Origin of the sequence: Mesorhizobium sp. M0139, assembly GCF_040322455.1 — a bacterium.
Lineage (GTDB): Bacteria > Pseudomonadota > Alphaproteobacteria > Rhizobiales > Rhizobiaceae > Mesorhizobium.
In genome coordinates, this window is the sequence record NZ_JAMYTN010000003.1 from 114,951 (window position 1) to 133,861 (window position 18,911).

At 59.6% G+C, this 18,911-nt stretch carries 16 protein-coding genes; 14 read left to right on the forward strand and 2 right to left on the reverse strand.

The window, feature by feature from the left end:
- Positions 1-145 precede the first annotated feature (145 nt).
- Genes NKJ58_RS05575 through NKJ58_RS05590 form a run of 4 tightly spaced genes read left to right on the forward strand, consistent with a single transcriptional unit; the run spans position 146 to position 2,518 of the window.
- Complete coding sequence (locus tag NKJ58_RS05575) at positions 146-607, forward strand: hypothetical protein (protein ID WP_245263532.1); 462 nt, start codon at positions 146-148, stop codon at positions 605-607.
- Complete coding sequence (locus tag NKJ58_RS05580; RefSeq protein ID WP_023668066.1) at positions 604-1,824, forward strand: NRAMP family divalent metal transporter; 1,221 nt, start codon at positions 604-606, stop codon at positions 1,822-1,824. The genes NKJ58_RS05575 and NKJ58_RS05580 overlap by 4 nt, the downstream gene beginning before the upstream one ends.
- Positions 1,821-2,183 (forward strand): hypothetical protein, encoded by a 363-nt coding sequence (locus NKJ58_RS05585; protein ID WP_245264474.1) that lies wholly within the window; start codon positions 1,821-1,823, stop codon positions 2,181-2,183. The genes NKJ58_RS05580 and NKJ58_RS05585 overlap by 4 nt, the downstream gene beginning before the upstream one ends.
- Positions 2,184-2,185: 2 nt before the next feature.
- A complete protein-coding gene (locus NKJ58_RS05590) occupies positions 2,186-2,518 on the forward strand; it encodes a hypothetical protein (protein WP_023736049.1) in 333 nt (110 codons plus the stop codon).
- 80 nt (positions 2,519-2,598) lie between these two features.
- Here NKJ58_RS05590 and NKJ58_RS05595 read toward each other — a convergent pair whose 3' ends face one another.
- Positions 2,599-3,030: a GNAT family N-acetyltransferase gene (locus NKJ58_RS05595; protein ID WP_023804854.1), complete on the reverse strand. Its 432-nt coding sequence runs from the start codon at positions 3,028-3,030 to the stop codon at positions 2,599-2,601.
- A gap of 345 nt (positions 3,031-3,375) precedes the next feature.
- On the opposite strand from NKJ58_RS05595, the gene NKJ58_RS05600 reads away from it, so the two are divergent.
- The 5 genes from NKJ58_RS05600 to NKJ58_RS05620 all read left to right on the forward strand — a co-directional run bounded on the left by NKJ58_RS05600 (position 3,376) and on the right by NKJ58_RS05620 (position 7,208).
- Complete coding sequence (locus tag NKJ58_RS05600) at positions 3,376-3,696, forward strand: hypothetical protein (RefSeq protein WP_031195797.1); 321 nt, start codon at positions 3,376-3,378, stop codon at positions 3,694-3,696.
- 628 nt (positions 3,697-4,324) lie between these two features.
- Positions 4,325-4,735, forward strand: a complete 411-nt coding sequence (locus NKJ58_RS05605) for a DUF427 domain-containing protein (protein ID WP_023704637.1) — start codon at positions 4,325-4,327, stop codon at positions 4,733-4,735.
- Positions 4,736-4,775: 40 nt separating this feature from the next.
- Positions 4,776-5,195 carry an HD domain-containing protein gene (locus tag NKJ58_RS05610; protein ID WP_023744501.1) on the forward strand — a complete coding sequence of 140 codons (420 nt, stop codon included), beginning with the start codon at positions 4,776-4,778 and terminating at the stop codon, positions 5,193-5,195.
- A 331-nt stretch (positions 5,196-5,526) separates the two neighbouring features.
- The gene (locus NKJ58_RS05615) at positions 5,527-6,033 is read left to right on the forward strand and encodes a YciE/YciF ferroxidase family protein (RefSeq protein WP_023668075.1); all 507 of its coding nucleotides are present in this window, start codon (positions 5,527-5,529) and stop codon (positions 6,031-6,033) included.
- A 128-nt stretch (positions 6,034-6,161) separates the two neighbouring features.
- On the forward strand, positions 6,162-7,208 hold the full coding sequence (locus tag NKJ58_RS05620) for an ATP-dependent DNA ligase (protein WP_023815880.1): 1,047 nt from the start codon (positions 6,162-6,164) through the stop codon (positions 7,206-7,208).
- A gap of 654 nt (positions 7,209-7,862) precedes the next feature.
- Here NKJ58_RS05620 and ku read toward each other — a convergent pair.
- Positions 7,863-8,690, reverse strand: a complete 828-nt coding sequence (gene ku / locus NKJ58_RS05625; protein ID WP_023681176.1) for a non-homologous end joining protein Ku — start codon at positions 8,688-8,690, stop codon at positions 7,863-7,865.
- 157 nt (positions 8,691-8,847) lie between these two features.
- Between ku and NKJ58_RS05630 the strand changes: the two genes are divergently transcribed.
- The 5 genes from NKJ58_RS05630 (at position 8,848) to NKJ58_RS05650 (ending at position 18,850) form a co-directional block, all read left to right on the forward strand.
- Complete coding sequence (locus NKJ58_RS05630) at positions 8,848-9,390, forward strand: DUF6894 family protein (protein ID WP_023700055.1); 543 nt, start codon at positions 8,848-8,850, stop codon at positions 9,388-9,390.
- A gap of 23 nt (positions 9,391-9,413) precedes the next feature.
- Positions 9,414-10,034, forward strand: a complete 621-nt coding sequence (locus NKJ58_RS05635) for a cysteine hydrolase family protein (protein ID WP_352459537.1) — start codon at positions 9,414-9,416, stop codon at positions 10,032-10,034.
- Between the two features lie 296 nt (positions 10,035-10,330).
- Positions 10,331-10,606 carry a hypothetical protein gene (locus tag NKJ58_RS05640; RefSeq protein ID WP_023681179.1) on the forward strand — a complete coding sequence of 92 codons (276 nt, stop codon included), beginning with the start codon at positions 10,331-10,333 and terminating at the stop codon, positions 10,604-10,606.
- Positions 10,607-11,052: 446 nt separating this feature from the next.
- The gene (locus NKJ58_RS05645; protein ID WP_352518792.1) at positions 11,053-16,764 is read left to right on the forward strand and encodes a HAMP domain-containing protein; all 5,712 of its coding nucleotides are present in this window, start codon (positions 11,053-11,055) and stop codon (positions 16,762-16,764) included.
- Positions 16,712-18,850, forward strand: coding sequence for a PAS domain-containing hybrid sensor histidine kinase/response regulator (locus tag NKJ58_RS05650; RefSeq protein WP_352812064.1), 2,139 nt, complete (start codon positions 16,712-16,714; stop codon positions 18,848-18,850). The genes NKJ58_RS05645 and NKJ58_RS05650 overlap by 53 nt, the downstream gene beginning before the upstream one ends.
- Positions 18,851-18,911: the final 61 nt, after the last annotated feature.

Genomic DNA, 18,911 nt, shown 5'->3' on the forward strand with positions numbered 1-18,911 from the left:
TTAACGGCTGTCCGGGATGGAGCGTTTTGTTACGTTGGATTAGCCGACCTCACAGGCTCGTCGTCGGTTTCGTTTGACGAGCTCTCCGAGCGCTCTAGATCATTGATGCCGGACGCAGTTGGTTCGGGCCGGGGAGGAAATCCGCGTGGCGCATCCAACGCGCGCTGTACCCCATAACGACCGTCATTTTCCGGTTGGCTGGCTGTGCTTGCTTCTGATGCTAGCCGGGTTGGCCGGATGCTCGTCTTCCAATCAGGTGGCGCAGCAATCACGAACAGCGGCCTCCGCGGCACAGACCGTATCGATGGTGCTGGATGCCTGGGTGGAGGGAGCGGCACCGTCCGCCTATGCCACGGCCGCACTGCACTCGGTCGGAAAAACGCTGGCCGAGGTCGAGGCGCAAATTCGATCGGCCGAGACCGCTGAACCAGCCGGGCGAGCAGGACTGACGGCAGCAGTCAACAGTTTGTCGGTGGCGGTGGCGCATGCCGAGGCGGGATTGCGGGTGAACAATCGCACTGAGGTGAAAAGCGCACAACAGGATCTTCGGGCGGCCATGCGCTCGCTCGCCGCCGCTTACACCAGCGCTTTCGGACCAAAACCGTGAAGAAGCTTCTGGAAATATCGCTTGGCGTCGTCACCAGTGTCGGAGGTTTCCTCGAAGTCGGGTCGATGGCTACGGCGGCGCAGGCGGGTGCCGCCTTCGGATTCCAGCTGATCTGGGCCATAGTTCTCGGCACCATATGCATCATCTTTTTGGTTGAAATGGCCGGTCGGTTCGCCGCGATGAGCCATCACACGATCTCAGAGGGCATTCGTGAAAGATTTGGGTTCAACGTCTTCCTATGGCCGTTGCTCGTCGTCCTTCTCGTCAATTTCATGGTGCTGTCCGCTGAGATCGGCGGTGTGGCCATCGCACTCGAACTTGCCACCGGCATAGGCTTCCAGTGGTGGGCACTGCCGGTGGCGTTGCTGGCATGGCTGCTGCTGTGGAAAGGCACGTTTGGCTTTATCGAGAAAGGCGTTTCGGTCCTCGGCCTCGTGACGCTGTGCTTCGTGGTTGGTGCGGTGATGTTAAAGCCCGACTGGACAGCGGTCGCTGGCAGCGCCGTGCCTTCGCTGCCGGCTCACGATGCCATCAATTACTGGTTCATGGCGGCCAGCATTCTCGGCGCGTCGATATCGCCTTATCTTTTCATGTTCTATTCCTCGGGAGCTATCGAGGACAAATGGGATGAAAGCCACCTTGGGGCCAATCGTGCCATCGCCGGGCTGGGCATGACCTTCGGTGGGACCATTTCGATCGGCGTGTTGATCGTCGCTGCTCTCGTTCTCGCGACGCGCGGCATCGACCAGGTGGACGACTATCACCAACTGCCGTTGATGCTGATCCCTATATTCGGCTTCTGGGGGTTCGTTCTATTCGTTGCCTCGCTCGCCATTGCCTGTTTCGGCGCCGCACTCGAAGTCGGGTTGCAACAGGCATATCTGGTGGCACAGGGCTTTGGCTGGACGTGGGGTGAGGATCGCAAGCCGCGCGATGATCCGGGCTTCAGTGCCGTCTATACGGCATCATTGTTTTTGGCCGCCATCCCGATCATGCTTGGCCTCGACCCACTGAGGCTGACCATCTTTTCCATGGCGGTAACGGCGGCGAGCCTTCCGCTGACGGTAGTTCCATTTCTCTTCCTGCTGAATGACGAACGCTATGTCGGCGAACATCGCAACGGCATCATTTCGAATGCCGCCGTTGTCTTCATTATCGCGCTTGCCTTCGTGCTCGCCGTGGTGACGATTCCGCTGCAGATATTCGGAGGCACATGATGGAATTGATGCGTGATCTCCTGGACAAGCAGGTGTTCGACCGCCGGCGGTTCAAGATCGGCAAGGTCGACGGAGTGGTGGCCGAGTTGCGGCGGGGCAAACCACCAAGGATTGTCGCGATAGAACTCGGCTCCATCACTTTGGCGCGCCGCCTTGGCGCGCGGCCCGGGGAATGGATGGCGCAACTGGCGACGAGGGTGGGTGGCAAACGCCACGCCGAGCCACACAGGATTGCGTGGAAAAAGGTGCAGGACAACGGGCTCGACATCGAATGTGACATCGAGGTGGGCGAGACGTCGATTTTCGCCTGGCAGGACTGGTTGCGCGATCATGTCATCGGGCGCATCCCAGGAGCGTGATGATGAGGACAGTCAACCTCGAACATCTTGCCGGGCGACGCGTGCTCTCGCAGCGTGGAAAGAGCATCGGTCACATCGAAGAGATTCTCGCCGAACAGCGTGGCGACGAGCTCGTCGTTACTGAATTCCACGTTGGCATCTACGCCGCGTTCGAGCGTCTGTCGGCCTCGACCATCGGCATCGCGATGCTCGACCTGCTTCGGCTGCGCCGCCGCGACGGCCTGTACCGCATTCCCTGGGATAAACTCGATATCTCCGATCCGGCGCGACCGCGGCTGCTATGCCCGATGACCGAGCTTCCCGGATGGAAAGGGCAAAAGGACCTTCGGGAGTAGATGGCTACGGCTCGGGAGGGCTAAGGCGCCGGCATTTTGCCGGCGAACAGCCGTTCGCGCGGATGGCGCCTCCGCAAAGATTACTGCAGGTTCTTGCGAAGGAAGATGCGGGCCTGTCCTGGAATAACGAATTCGACTTTGCCGAATTCCTCAAACCCATGAAGCCGGTAAAATTGAGGCGCCTGGAAACTGCTCGTCTCGACGACGGCTCTCTTGCATCCGCGCCTAATGGCTTCCTCCTCAATCGCCATAAGAAGCTGTGATCCATAGGATCGGCCACGCAATTTTTCAGGCAAGAAGAACATGTCGAGAAACAGGAGCCCCAGTTCCGTTCTGCCCCAAATTCCACCCCAGATCTTTCCCGAGGGGTCGGTAAGCTCCGCGCCGATCACTGCCCGGTCATCGATTCCGGTTTGTTCGATATTTTGTCGGTAGAGCGCAGCGGCCGCCTGCGTTCGTGCATCCCCGTTGTGAGCCAGAGCGATTGTAAATCCTTCGGGTTGAGCCGGCATGCCTTCTGCTCCTGCGTCGGAATGGTCTTGAGATTCAACCGTCAGATTAACATCAAGGCGCCCGGTTCGGTCTCAGCTCTGATCGCCGCTTCTGTTGTAACCCGTCTTGCCCACATTCCGCATCGCGATCCGCGTCGGATGCATGCAGCCGCGCCCAACATATCGCTTTGGTGTTGAACAAAGCCCATCCTGCCTTGTCAGGTCTCATCACAATTCGTGCGCCGTCAAGAGTGTCCACCTCGACGAAGGCTGCTGCGGATCACAATCCATTACGCCGGGAACAATGAGAAAAACCTGTCGTTGGGAAAGCGATCGCAATTCGGCGATTCAAACACGGAGACTCCAATGTTGAAGAAAATTCTAGCCGCGTCGGTGCTAACTATTGCCTTGGCCGGTTCCGCCTTGGCGCAGACAAATGGAACGGGTGCTGGCGGAACGGCTGGCACGGGTAATGGAACTGGTACTGGAACTGTTGGCAGCGGCGGCGCCGCTGGCAATGGCACTGGCAGCGGGAATGCGGCCGTGCCAACCGATCCGAATTCCACAAACTCGACTACAAAATCGAACGGCATGACCGACCGTTGCAAGGACGCCGCAGGCAATGACATCGATAACAACACTGCAAGTGGCGCAACGACCTCGACCGTGCAAAATTGCAACAAGTAGCCGATGGACCTAGCGGCTTCGGCCGCCCGAAGGCCCGCCATCAAGACAATGGCGGGCCTCCGAATACGTGCCTCGCATGCTGCCTGGATACATAGGAGCACATGTGTCCAAAGAGACCCGGCGGGCCAAACTCGATCGCCTAGCAGCCTCGATTCCGAAGCACGAATTCGAATTCCTAATGAAGATTGCAAAGCTAAGCCGTCATGACCTACTTGGCCTGATCGCTAAACACGATGGCGGCAGGGGCAAGGTCTATAGGGACCTTGCGGCCCACTTGGCAGCAACTGAGGCCGCCCCGGAGCCCGTACATGAGGCGGCAGCTGACGACGGCCAAACAGCTGGAGCATCTCCAGCCACGAACTCGCCCGCCGGCAAGTGGCGGCGAAGATCATTTCGGTGCCAGCCCTGACGCTCCACGGCAGCGATGACCGTGTCGTCCTTCCAAAGTCTTCGAATGGGTTGGACGAGCATTTTACCGCGCCTTACTGACGAGTACTGCTGGATACGGCGGGCGGTAGGCGCTTTAAGGCCGGCTGCCATTCAGCTTCATCGGACATGCCGGAACCTGAAGCGCCGCCGCGCATTTCGTCTCCAGGCATCTTGCGGTAATCGCCAGGGAGAAATTCAGATGCAAACTTCAGGCGCAACTTCACAGCAAAACCTTGGCCGATTGGCCATAGAACCGTTTTCCGGCACGGTGACGGTGCGGTTTTCCGACGCCATCGTCGCAGCTACGGAGCGGGCGAAGGTCCTGCGTGAAGACGGGCACGAGCCCGTTTTCTATATCCCCTTCGAGGACATCTATTTCGATCTTTTCGAAAAGACCGACACCACCACCCGGTGCCCGCTTAAAGGCACCGCAAGCTACTGGCGTGTCCACGCCGTCGGCAGTTCTTCCGACGATTTCATGTGGGCCTACGAAACGCCCGATGCGGCCGCTCTGGCTATTGCAGGTCACGGCGCTTTCGATCCGGAAAAGGCCCGTATCGATGTCGACCCTGCCGAGGACAAGCGACACACGCCACATATCGTCGAATAGGTTTCATCAGGCAGAGACAATCACGGTAAGGACAGGCGCGATGAGCATTTTCTACCAGGCGGCAAAGATTGCGGAGGAGGTTCACGCGTCGCAGCGCGATAAGACCGGGCGGCCCTATATCGAGCATTGCCGCCGTGTCGTCGACGCTGTCGAGACAATCGATCAGAAGACTGTTGCCTACCTTCATGACGTTCTGGAGAAAGGCGAAGGCTGGACCCGCGCCAAGCTCGAAGAAGCAGGCTTCGGACCGACAATTGCCGCGGCGGTCGATGCCATGTCGCGCAGTCCGGATGAGGAGTATTTCGCCTTTGTCCGGCGGGCTGCGTCGAACCCAGTGGCGCTCCCCGTAAAACGCGCCGATCTGGAGGACAACATCTGGCAGTCGAGGCAGGTCGGAGCGTCGGCGGCCAAATATGAAGAGGGCCTTCGCATACTTGACCAAGAGTTCTCCCGACAATAGTGCGCGCCCGGCGCTGGCATTGCATCTGCCGAAGCAGCCATCGCCTGCGAGAGCTTGCGGCGCACAGCACGTTTCGGCTCTCCTGGCCGTCAGTTTTTCCGCGCCGGCGTGCGCCTGAGGGTCCTCGTCTGGACCATGGAACGTGTGATCGGGTCAAAGCTCCTCCGGAGATGGATCGCAGCGTCCCGAAAAGGAGTAACGGCCGGCTCGGAATCAGGAACTCCTCCGGCACCGGTGCGTTGACCAGCAAGCCGGGACGAGTTCCCGGCCTCCGCGGGTGGCGGGCAAGCCGCCGCCGAACCCGAACTTCTGCACAATGAAAGGTAAGGCCATGGGCTTCTTTTCGAAGGACATCAAGACACTCGACGATCTCTTCGTGCACACGCTGCGCGACATCTATTACGCCGAAAAGCAGATCGAGAAAGCGCTGCCGAAGATGATCGGCAAGGCAACCGATCCGCAATTGAAGGCCGGATTCGAAAAACACCTCGAGCAGACCAAAGGCCATATCGAGCGCGTCGAACAGGTGTTCGAATTGCATGGCGTCAAGGCCAAGGAGGTCAACTGCCCGGCGATAGACGGCATTCTGGAGGAAGCCGACGATGTGAGCGGCGACGTCGACGACAAGGAGGTTCTAGACGCGGCGCTGATAGCGTCGGCGCAGGCGGTCGAACACTATGAGATGACCAGATATGGCACGCTCATCGCCTGGGCCAAGCAGCTTGGCCGCAGTGACTGCGCCAACGTATTGGCCAAGAACCTGAAAGAAGAGCAGGCGACCGATCGCAAGCTCACCGAAATGGCGGAAAGCAAGATCAACATGCAGGCTGCCGAGTAGACCGTCCCAGGTCATGATGAGATTGGTTGAAATCTCATCATGACCTAACCCTGTTGGAGCATGATTTTTTCCAAAGCCGGCACCAGTGCTGCGTTGAGTCGATCTCCATCGTTGTCCACGGAACTTTCATGACGGGCGAATCTGCCATCTCTCGCGATCTGCCGACGAGTGTAAAATCGTCTTTCGGCGTGGCGTTGAGCACGGCGCCGATGGAAGCAAAGGCTGCCGACACGTTGCCGGCCGATGCTGGCCGATGGCAATACGAACCCAAATGGGACGGGTTCCGCTGCCTGGCCTTTAAATCCGGCGCGGCCGTGGAGTTGCGTGCAAAATCCGGCAAGCCGTTAGGGCGGTATTTCCCGGAAGTCGTCGCGATGTTGCATGAACTGAAAACAAAAGAGTTCGTGGTCGATGGTGAGATCGTCATCGAAATTGCAGGCTCTCTTTCTTTCGACGCCTTGCAGATGCGGCTGCATCCGGCGGAAAGCAGGATCCGGAAACTGTCGGTCGCGACGCCGGCAAAGCTGATCCTCTTTGACATGTTGGCGACCTCCGAGGGCGCCTTGATGCAGCAGCCGCTCTCGGTTCGGCGCGCTGCACTCGAACTGTTCGTAAAGTCGGCCGCGCGAAAGGATCTCGAACTGTCTCGGGCGACGCGTGATTTGGCGGCGGCAGGCAGATGGCTTGGCCAATCCGGACAAGGTTCGACCGACGGGGTCGTTGCCAAGCTTCTCGATGACGAATATCGACCCGGCGAGCGCGCCATGGTCAAAGTCAAGCGCCTGCGCACGGCCGATTGTGTCGTCGGAGGGTTCCGCTACCTGGCGAATTCGCGTGAAGTCGGCTCCCTGTTGCTTGGCCTGTACAATGACCAGGGGCAACTCGACCATGTCGGGTTCACTTCGACGATCGCCCGGGAGGACAGGGCCAAGCTTACGCGACAACTTGAAGCTTTGCGATCGGCTCCTGGCTTCACGGGAAAAGCGCCGGGCGGTCCCAGTCGGTGGAGCACGGAAAGAAGCGGACAATGGGAGCCATTGCGGCCCGAACTGGTGGCGGAGGTGCGGTTCGATCATGTCACCGGCGATCGTTTCCGTCATGGCACCAAATTTCTGCGATGGCGTCCTGACAAAAGCCCGAAGCAATGCACGTTCGAACAGATACTTGGAAAATGAGGCTTGGCGAGGCGTCGACAGGTCCACACCATCGAGACCAAATCCGTCAAGCATTCGGCGCAGCCAAATCCAGTCGCATTTCACTGGCGATCTTGAACCCGGCGGCGAGATAAACGCCTTTGCAGGAGGATGCCGGACCAAACTCGTTGTTCAGTCTGTCACCACGCCTCGCTTTGGCGGATCACGGTTCTCGTCCGGATTAGGAACTGGCACTTCGTCGGGAAGAAGATCCGGCTCAGGCTCGCGTATGTCCGGCGTCCACGTCGGCGCATCCACTGGCGGCTCTTCGGTTGGCTCTGGTTTGGGGGGCACATCTATTCTCCGGGTTTCGCTTGGGCGTGGGGTTCGGCCCGCCACAGGTCGCGCGTCGCCGCGTCTGGAGGCGAAAGGGTCTTTTCACACCCCATGTATTTTTACCGATGGCCAGCGGTCCTGGGGCTTGTCGGCGCCCGATCAGAGTCCTGCGTTCCGGCTCCTTTGAGCGCAATGTTGGCATCCGCTGCCTCTGGCTCTTTGAGGACTGCCCTGTCGACGTTCTTGATCTCGGCCATAAGGCATCGTCCTTGGTGGCCAACGGGCAACCGCGAGAATTGTTCCGAGCTATTAAGGGCGGCTGGAGCTGCTGTGCGGACCTTCTGGCTGGGCAGTTATCAACTATGCTGTCTTGCGTTTCGGTGAGGCTCTCTTTGTGGATCTCGCCAGCCCTTCCTGTTTGAGGCTCTTCTTCAGCACCTCAGCGAGGTTGATGACATTCTCCTGTGGCCTTGGTGCGGGCTTCGGCAGCTTCTTGCCTTTGCGCTTTGCATCGATCATGGCGATCAGCGCGTCTTCATAGGTGTCTTCAAATTTCGAGGGATCGAAGGTCGTCACTTTTTTGTCAATAAGCATGCCGGCGATTTCGAGCAGATCGGGGTCGTATTTCTGCTTGGCCAATCCATCGAACACAGTGCTTTCCGAAACCATTTCGTTGTGGTTGCGAAGCTCGGTCATCACCATCCCCTTGCCATAGGGCTGAATCAGCACTTCGCGGCCGCGCTGGTAGAGCACCACGCAGGATCGAGCGGCCACGCCCTTGTTCTTCATGGCATCGCGGATCACTCCGTATGCTTCGATTGCGGCGCCGTCGGCCGGGATCAGATAGTAGGGCTTCTCGAGATAGCGCGTATCGATATCGTCAATCGATACGAATTCGCCGACTTCGAGCGTGTGCTTCGACGTCAGCTTCAACGCCTTTATGTCGTCAGGTTCGATCTGGAGAAATTCGTCCTTTTCGATCTCGAAACCCTTCACCTGATCCGCTGCATCCACCAGCTTTCCGGTCTCCTCGTCGGCGTAGACGCTCCTGACCGGCAGACCGTCCTTGCGGTTCAAAATCTTGAAATGGATCTTGGATGCTTCGCTGGTTGCGCCGACAATCTTCACGCCGCAAGTAACCGAACCAACCTTCAAGAAGCCCTTCCAGGCAGCACGTGGCGCGGCCATTTTGCGCTTATCCCGTTTCCAGCTAGGGCAACGCGTTTCCGTTCGAATTGTTCCTGCGGCGGGGGCTCGGTGCACCGTGAATGTCCGGTGGGGGGAAATCCTGTCGGTCTCGACAGCCGGGCCGACGCCCTGCATCCGCAGGAACCGAAACCGCACCATGAACATTGTCAGACACAGGCAGGAGAGTGTCATGCAAGTCGTTCGGACCGAAGTGGTGAATGCCAGGGCGCCAGACGGGCAGTCGGTTCGCCGGGTGATATTTTGCGGCGAGGGCGGCGACTGCGTTACGGTGGACATGGCAAACGTCGGGATACAAGCTGAAGATGACGTGCTTGCCCGCGCAAAGGCAATCCTGGTCCAGACAGCGACCTTTGATCTCGCAGCCAATGAATATGACGCGAGCAGCAACGGCAATTTCGACCAGGTCGAGATAACCTCTGCAAGCGACGGCGCCGGCGACGTATATGTCTTTGAGTATCGCGATGGCGAAACCAGCCGACGCATACCGCCGTCGAGGATGGCGAGCCTTGAGGCGGCCCGGTCCGAAGCTATCCGCTGCGCAATCGATCTTCTCGCCGACCTGCAGCCTGGCACGGACGCTCTGTCCGGCTGGCTTGTGAGGGTATCCAACGAAAACGGTGAATTGCTTTACACTGTTGATGTGGCTGAGGCCGATGCAGCGCGGCAGGCAGGCCAGTAACCCAAACCCGACGGAATGCACCAGTGGCCGCCCAAGGATTGATTCACGGACCAATAGGCGACGATGGCCTGCATCTGTGCGTCGACATGCAGCGCCTGTTTGCGCCGGGTGGACCTTGGCCCGTGCCGTGGGCTGAAAAGGTGGTCCCGGCGATCGAAGAACTGGTCGCCAGACATGCCAGCCGTACCCTGTTCACGCGCTTCATTCCTGCCGCCCGCCCGGGCGAGGCGCCGGGAATGTGGGCAAACTACTATCGTCGGTGGGCGGAGGTAACCCTTTCCAACATCGATCCGCGCCTGATCGAGCTGATGCCTCAACTTGCACGATTTGTACCGCCGGCGACGGTGGTCGACAAACATGTCTATTCACCCTGGACCGAGGGGCGGCTCGACGCGCTGCTGAGTGGCTCCGGCGTGCGTGCGCTCGTGATCACCGGTGGCGAAACCGACGTTTGCGTTCTCGCGACCGTGCTTGGCGCCATCGATCGTGGCTTTCGCGTCATTCTCGTCACCGATGCCATCTGCAGCTCTGCCGACCAGACCCATGACGCACTGATGGAAGTCTACCATTCCCGCTTCAGTGAGCAGATTGAGGCGGCCAGCATGACGGAGGTGTTGGAGTGTTGGCCACAACTCACTCGCTGATCTGGGGGGCTTCAAGTGAAAGGGCCGACAATCGTCATTCTGGTCGGGCGGACTGTTTCAGTTGGCGGACGGCACTACAGTGAACCGGAAAACGTATATGAACGGCACGATTGCCTGATCTGGTCGCTCGCGTGAATCAGTGTCTGGAAGCGTACAAAGCCTTGCAGAGCTATCGACAGCGCGGCCAACCGTCATAGAATGAACAGGATACAGCGCCGAAGACTCGATGCCGGCATCTAGCAATCTTTGCGAGACATCCGGCGCCTCTGCCGTCGGCCTTCCGCAGGGAGGATGATGTGCTGAAAACCGAAGTCATTGACCTTGAAACCTATAGCGCAGTCTACGCGGTGATCTCTGGCTATCGCGCTGACGACATTATCTCGACGGCGTTTGCGGTCGATGAAATCCGCGCAAGGTTTCCTCAGTGTCGCTGCGACGACGAGGAATTGGTCGGGCTTATGGTCCATGCCATGTCCGGTAAGAAAATTGCCGTGAGCTTCGACCACCGGGTGGAACCGGTCAGGCGGCGTGCTGCGCTGCCGATCGGTTCGGAGAGCAAAGGACTGCGATAATTGGACCACCATAGGTTCGTTGCGATTTTGGAAGACGAGGCGTTTATCGCGCTCGAACGAATAGCTACGTTGCTTGACGCCCGAAACATCCCCTTTGTCGTCCATTCGGCAAGCTACGCCAATTCGGGTTTTCACGATCCGATTTTCCTTCACGGGACATGGGTCGCAAAGCCTGCCTCGCCTTCCGAGTTCCGCAACGCAATTCATGCCTCTCTGGGCAATGGCAAACGGCCATGACGTGTCGTGGTCGGCTAAAGCCCGATAAATCCACAACCACATCATGAAATCCGGCGTTTAAACCAAGGCGCAATCGTCGGCCTGGAATTCACGGCACGATGGAACAAAATTGAAAATGCCGCGTTTGGGGTCTTGCGGCGCGATCCACCATTGGCCGCGGGGGCAATTTATCCGTATAAATCCATAGGGCTGGGAGTGGCGCTGTGACCGTGCAGGCATCCAAGAAGCAATTGGACCGTCGAAGCATCCTGAATTCTCTGAAAGCCTTCCGGCGCGGCGATTTCTCCGTCCGCATCGACAATGTTTATGAAGGCCTCGATTCCGAGATAGCCGAGACTTTCAATGAGATCGCTGACCTCAACGACCAAGTGACGCGCGAGTTCGAGCGCTTGAGCCGGGTCGTCGGCAAGGAAGGGCGGATAGGCGAGCGCGGCCGGGTTCGCAATGCCACCGGCAGTTGGGAATCCAGTGTCCGTTCAGTCAATGATCTCATCGAAGACATGGTTCAGCCGACGGCTGAGGTTGCGCGCGTTATCGGCGCCGTCGCCAAGGGTGACCTGTCGCAGACCATGATGGTCGAAATTGACGGCCGACCGCTGCGCGGCGAATTCCTGCGCATCGGCAAGATCGTCAACACCATGGTCGGCCAGTTGGCCTCCTTCGCCTCCGAGGTGACGCGCGTCGCGCGCGAGGTCGGTACGGAAGGCAAGCTCGGCGGCCAAGCCCGGGTCAAGGGCGTCGCCGGCACGTGGAAAGATCTGACCGACAACGTCAACGCGATGGCCACGAACCTGACCGGGCAAGTGCGCAACATCGCGGAGGTTACGACCGCAGTCGCCTCGGGCGACCTGTCGAAGAAGATCACAGTCGATGTCAAGGGCGAAATCCTAGAACTGAAGAACACCATCAACACGATGGTGGACCAGCTCAATTCCTTCGCTTCGGAAGTGACGCGCGTGGCGCGCGAGGTCGGCACTGAAGGCAAGCTTGGCGGCCAGGCGCGCGTTGAGGGTGTTGGCGGTACGTGGAAGGATCTGACCGACAATGTGAATTCCATGGCCGAGAACCTGACTGGCCAGGTGCGCAACATCGCCGAAGTGACGACCGCGGTGGCTTTGGGCGACCTGTCGAAGAAGATTACGGTCGACGTGAAGGGCGAGATTCTCGAGCTGAAATCCACGATAAACACGATGGTGGACCAGCTGAATTCATTCGCGGGCGAGGTCACGCGCGTGGCACGCGAGGTTGGCACCGAAGGCAAGCTTGGCGGCCAGGCGCAGGTGCGCGGCGTCGCCGGCACCTGGAAGGACCTCACCGACAACGTCAACTCGATGGCCGAGAACCTGACCGGTCAGGTGCGCAATATCGCCGAGGTGACGACGGCGGTCGCGTCGGGCGATCTGTCGAAGAAGATCACGGTCGCCGTGCAAGGCGAAATCCTGGAACTCAAGGACACCATCAACACGATGGTCGACCAGCTGAACTCCTTTGCCTCGGAAGTGACGCGCGTGGCGCGCGAGGTCGGCACCGAAGGCAAGCTGGGCGGCCAGGCCGAGGTGAGGGGCGTCGGTGGCACATGGAAGGATTTGACGGACAACGTCAATCTCATGGCCGCCAACCTGACTGGCCAGGTTCGAAACATCGCAGAAGTCACCACCGCCGTGGCGCGCGGCGACCTGTCGAAGAAGATCACCGTCGACGTCAAAGGCGAGATCCTGGAGCTCAAGGACACCGTCAACACGATGGTCGACCAACTGAACTCCTTCGCCTCTGAGGTCACGCGTGTGGCCCGCGAAGTGGGATCGGAAGGCAAGCTTGGTGGCCAGGCGCATGTCGAAGGCGTCGGTGGCACCTGGAAGGATCTGACCGACAACGTCAACGCCATGGCCGGCAATTTGACGGTGCAGTTGCGTGACGTGTCGAAGGTGGCAACGGCCATTGCGACCGGCGACTTGACCCAGAAGATCACCGTCGACGCGCTGGGCGAGATCTTGCAGATCAAGGACGTCATCAACACGATGGTCGACCAGCTCAATTCCTTCGCTTCGGAAGTGACACGTGTGGCGCGCGAGGTCGGCTCCGATGGCAAGCTCGGCGGCCAGGCCCAGGTGCGCGGCATCGGCGGCACGTGGAAGGATCTGACCGAAAACGTCAACGCCATGGCGGCCAACCTGACCGGCCAGGTGCGCAACATCGCCGAGGTGACCACCGCCGTGGCGCTCGGGGACCTTTCGAAGAAGATCACCGTCGATGTCCGCGGCGAGATCCTGGAGCTGAAGGACACCATCAACACAATGGTGGACCAGCTCAATTCCTTCGCTTCGGAAGTCACGCGCGTGGCACGCGAGGTCGGCACGGAAGGCAAGTTGGGAGGCCAGGCGCAGGTGCGCGGCGTTGCCGGCACGTGGAAGGATCTCACAGACAATGTGAACTCGATGGCCGAGAATCTGACCGGCCAAGTGCGCAACATCGCCGAAGTCACGACCGCCGTGGCGCGCGGCGACCTGTCGAAGAAGATCACCGTCGATGTGAAGGGCGAAATCCTGGAGCTCAAGTCGACCATCAACACCATGGTGGACCAGTTGAACTCCTTCGCCGGCGAGGTCACCCGAGTCGCGCGTGAGGTTGGCACCGAGGGCAAGCTTGGTGGCCAGGCGCGCGTCGAAGGTGTTGCCGGTACCTGGAAGGACCTGACCGACAACGTCAACCTGATGGCGACGAACTTGACCAATCAGGTGCGCGGCATCGCCGATGTCGTGACGGCGGTCGCGCAAGGCAATCTCAGGCGCAAACTGACGGTCGACGCGAAGGGAGAGATCGCCCTGCTGGCCGACACCATCAACGGCATGATCGAGACGCTTGCCACCTTTGCCGACCAGGTGACCAACGTCGCCCGTGAGGTGGGCATCGAGGGTAAGCTCGGTGGTCAGGCGCGTGTGCCAGGTGCCGCCGGCCTCTGGCGCGACCTCACCGACAATGTCAATCAACTCGCTGCCAATCTGACCACCCAGGTGCGTGCCATCGCCGAGGTTTCGACGGCGGTGACCAAGGGCGATCTTACCCGTTCGATCAGCGTCGAAGCCTCCGGCGAGGTCGCCGCGCTAAAAGACAACATCAACGAAATGATCCGCAATCTGAAGGATCAGACACTGAAGAATGCCGAGCAGGACTGGTTGAAGACCAATCTCGCCCGGTTTTCGCGCATGCTGCAAGGCGAGCGCGACCTTGCCACCGTCTCGCGGCTCATCATGTCCGAACTCGCTCCTCTGGTGAACGCCCAGTATGGGGTGTTCTACGTCACCAATCGCGACGAGGAGGAATCCTATCTTGAGCTGGCGGCTTCCTATGGCGCCGAGAGCAAAGCTGCCATCAAGCAGCGGCTTGATCTGCGAGAGGGCCTGGTTGGGCAAAGTGCCGCCGACAAGCGCGCCATCATGCTGGACAATGTGCCGCCAGAATTCCTTCGGGTCACATCTGGTCTTGGCAGCGCCTCGCCAGCCAATGTCATCATCCTGCCTGCCCTGTTCGAGGATGAAGTCAAAGCCGTCATCGAGCTCGCCTCGTTCGGCGAGTTTCGTGACACACACCAGTCGTTCCTCAACCAGCTCATGGAATCCGTCGGCATCGTTCTCAACACCATCGCTGCGACGATGCGCACGGAGGGCCTGCTCAAGCAGTCGCAACTGCTGACGTCGGAATTGCAAGCGCGTCAAACCGAGCTGACAAAAAAGCAAGAAGAGCTGCATGCGACGAACGAGGAGCTGCAAGAAAAGGCGCAGCTGCTCGAGAACGAAAAGAAGCAGGTCGAAAACAAGAATCTCGAAATCGAGATGGCGCGACGCGCGCTGGAGGAAAAAGCCGAGCAACTGGCGCTCACGTCGAAATACAAATCCGAATTCCTGGCCAATATGAGCCACGAACTGCGCACGCCGCTCAATTCGCTGCTCATTTTGTCAAACCTGCTGGCGACCAACCAGCACGGCAACCTCAACGAAAAACAGGTAGAGTTCGCCCGCACCATCAATTCGGCAGGAACCGATCTTCTCAGCCTCATCAACGATATCCTCGATCTGTCGAAGATCGAGTCGGGCACTGTTTCCATCGACATCAACGATATGCCGGTGACGCATCTTCGCCAGCATATGGAACGAACTTTTCGTCAGCTGGCAGCCGACAAGGGACTTGGCTTCACCATCAAGGTCGATCCGGCGCTTCCCGACACGGTCCGCACAGATGAGAAACGCTTGCAGCAGATTGTCCTCAACCTGCTTTCCAACGCATTCAAATTCACCTCGGAAGGCGAGGTCAGCCTGAACTTCCGGGTTGAAAAGGCCGGCCGCCGCAATGGCGCGACGCAGCCGGTGAAGGCTCTCGCGATCGCCGTCACCGACACCGGCATTGGCATTCCAGAAGACAAACAGAAGCTGATTTTCGAGGCCTTCCAGCAGGCCGATGGCACCACCAGCCGCAAGTATGGCGGCACCGGCCTTGGGCTCTCGATCAGCCGCGAGATCGCTCGCTTGCTTGGCGGCGAATTGCGGGTCGAAAGCACGCCGGGCAAGGGGTCGACATTTACCCTCATCATCCCGTTCGACGGCCCCCGCGTGACGACAGTACAGTCGACCTTGGCTCCGGCGGCGGAGGCGGTTGCTACGACAGCTCTGCTCAGCAGTCCGCCCTCGGCAGAGCTGATCGACGACCGCGATTCAATCCTACCCACCGATCGGATCGTGTTGATCGTCGAAGACGATCCGACCTTTGGCGGGTTGCTGCTTGGCCTCGCCCGGTCGGCCGGGCTGAAAGGCGTTCTGTCGACTGCAGGTTCCGGCACGCTGGCATTGGCCCGCAAGCTCGTTCCCGACGCAATCACACTTGATCTCGGACTTTCGGATATCGATGGCTGGGTGCTTTTCGATCTGCTGCGGCATGACCAGAAGACGAGGGGAATTCCCATCCATGTCATCTCGGGTGCCGAAGACATCGACAGTCTCGCACGCAAGGGGGCGTCCAGCATTTCCACCAAGCCCGTTTCCTCGGACGAGCTGATGAAGGTGTTTCAGGATATCCACTCGAAGAAGCTCCGCGTTCAGCGCCGCGTTCTGGTCGTGGACCCTGACCCGGAGCGGCGTCTGGCGCTGGTCGAGGCAATCCGCGACGGCGTAACGTCGGTCACCGCGATCGGTCGTGTTGCGGCAAATGCAGAAGACGTTGGCCTCGCCTCCTATGATGCCGTCGTGCTCGGCTTTGGACGCTCCGCCAAGGACAACGCAAAGGCGCTGGACGAGATCACGGGCCAATTCGGCGAAGCCTTGCCGCAGCTGCTGTTCTTTACGCCTCACCCGGACGCGCTTGAACAGGTACTGGCATTGAACCCGGCCTTGGCGGAAGCACCGCGGGCGGAGAACTTCGCTCAATTGGCGCTGCATATTTCGGCAACGCTGCCGGGAGAAGGTCGCCAAGAGGCCTTGGCAGGAACTGAACACAACGGCAAGTCCGATCTCGCCGGGGCGAAAGTTCTCATCGTCGACGACGACATTCGCAATATCTATTCGCTCACCAGTGTTCTGGAGACCTATGACATACAGGTTCTGCATGCCGAGCGGGGCCGTGATGGCATCGCGCTTCTTGAACAGGCGCCCGATGTCGACGTGGCATTGATCGATATCATGATGCCGGAGATGGACGGCTACGAGACGATGCGGCGGATTCGCGGCACACCGGCGATTGCTCATATCCCGCTGATTTCCGTCACCGCAAAGGCGATGAAGGGGGATCGGCAAAAATGTCTGGATGCCGGGGCTTCCGACTACATCGCCAAACCCGTCGACCTGGATCTCCTGCTGGCACTGCTTCGTGTCTGGATCGGGCGTGCCCGATCCCGTGTCGAGAGCCCGGAAAAACTTCTCCTGGCAGCGAACTGACGGCCGTTCGATGCAAAAGCTGGCAAGAAACAGGGTAAGGAAACTTGAGGTGGCAGCTCTTGCCGAAGGGCCGGCAAGAGCCCGCATCCTGGCGGTGGACGACGATGAGCGCAATCTGCTGGCGATCAGCGAAGTGCTCGCGACTGTCGGAGAGGTCATCTGCGCCCAATCGGGCGAAGAGGCTCTGCGCTTTCTGCTGAAAGAGGATTTCGCCGTCATTCTCCTGGATGTCCTCATGCCAGGGTTGGACGGGTATGAAACGGCCGCACTTATCCGCCAGCGCGAGCAATCCAAGCGCACCCCAATCATCTTCTTGACCGCCATCAACAAGGAGGATGCGCATATGCTGCGCGGCTATGATGCCGGCGCGGTCGACTATGTGTTCAAGCCATTCGATCCGATCATGCTGCGTTCGAAAGTCGCGGTTTTCGTCGAACTCCACGAGAAGACGCTCGAGATCCAGCGCAAGGCGGAGGTCGAGCAGGGACTATTGGCGCAGGCGTTGCAGGCGCACAAGGACAAGCTTCAGGCCGAACGCGCGCTGCGCAGCGCCGAGCAACGGCAGGATGCCATCCTGAATTCGTTGCCGGTCTGCTTTCATGCTCGGGCAGCCGAGCCACCCTTCGCGGCGCGCTTTGTTACCGAGGGCGTCGAGCGCTTGACCGGCTTTGCGCCTGAATACCTGACATCGGATCCAGAGTTCGGTCTCAGCCGCGTTCATCCGGACGACCTGCCGCGATTGAGGGAAGCGCTGCTGGCGGCAAAAACCACCGGCTCCTATACGTGCGAGTTCCGCTGGCAATGCGCCAATGGCGAGTATCGCATCTTTCTCGACCAGGGCGTGATGTCGGACGGCTCAGATGGCCGTGAACCGGAAATCATCGGCACATTGCTTGACATCACCGAGCGGCGCGGTCTTGAGGACCAGCTGCTTCAATCCCAGCGCATCGACGCTATCGGCAAGCTAACCGGCGGCCTGGCGCATGATTTCAACAACCTGCTCGCCGCAATTCTCAGTGGGTTGGGGCTGCTTGAACGCCGGGCTACGTTCGATGATCAGGCGCAACAGGTACTCGACCTGACGCGGCGTTCTGCAAAACAAGGCGCTGACCTTGTCGCGCGAATGCTGGCATTCTCGCGGCGCCAGACCCTGAAGCCGGAAGCGGTGCGCCTTGCTGCGCTGGGCGACACGATGAACGGATTGGTGGCGCCCGTGATGGGGGGGTTGATCCGTTTCGACTGGCAGATCGATGACACGATCTGGCCGGTGCATGTCGATGCAGGCCAACTTGAATTGGCCTTGATGAATCTGGTTTTCAACGCGCGTGACGCCATGCCCTCTGGCGGGACAATAACCGTGCATGCGCAGAATCGATCGATCGGGACGCGAACAGAGGATATTCCGCCGGGCGACTATGTCTTGATCGCCGTGAAGGACACCGGATCCGGCATACCCCCCGATCTTGTCGCCAAGGTCGTCGAACCGTTCTTCACCACCAAGCCGGTCGGTAAGGGAACGGGCCTCGGCCTCAGCACGGTTTACGGCTTCATGAAGCAGTCAGGTGGGACACTTCGCATAGAAAGCGTCGTCAACCGCGGAACTACCATGCAACTCTGGCTGCCACGTTCGACCGAACAGCCGGTCGATCCTGTGGTGGAACCCGGCATTGAACGAGCGTTCGCCGATGCCGGAATGGAGCACCCATCAATCCTCCTGATCGACGACAGCCATGTTTTGCGGCAATTGACCGCCGAGTCCCTTCGCCAGCGTGGTTTCGAGGTGACCTGCGCGGGAGGAGGGGCGGAGGCGCTGGCCATGATGGAGCGCACTCCCGACGAGTTCGACGTCATTATCACCGATTTCGCCATGCCACTCGTATCCGGCGTCGACGTGATCCGCTTCGCGCGCAATTTGCGCTCGGACTGGCCAGCGGTCATGATCACGGGCTATGCCGATGCCCGGGAGATTGCCGATCGGCCAGCCGACGTGCCCTTGCTCGGCAAGCCCTTCCGGGACGAGGATCTGGTCGAAGCGATTTTCCTCGCGATAGAGAATGCGGCCCCCCAAAGGATCAAAACCGGCTAGCGCTTAGGGGTTGTCAACGGTCTGGCCACGTCGCAAAGGGCCGCATTCCTGATCGGCAATC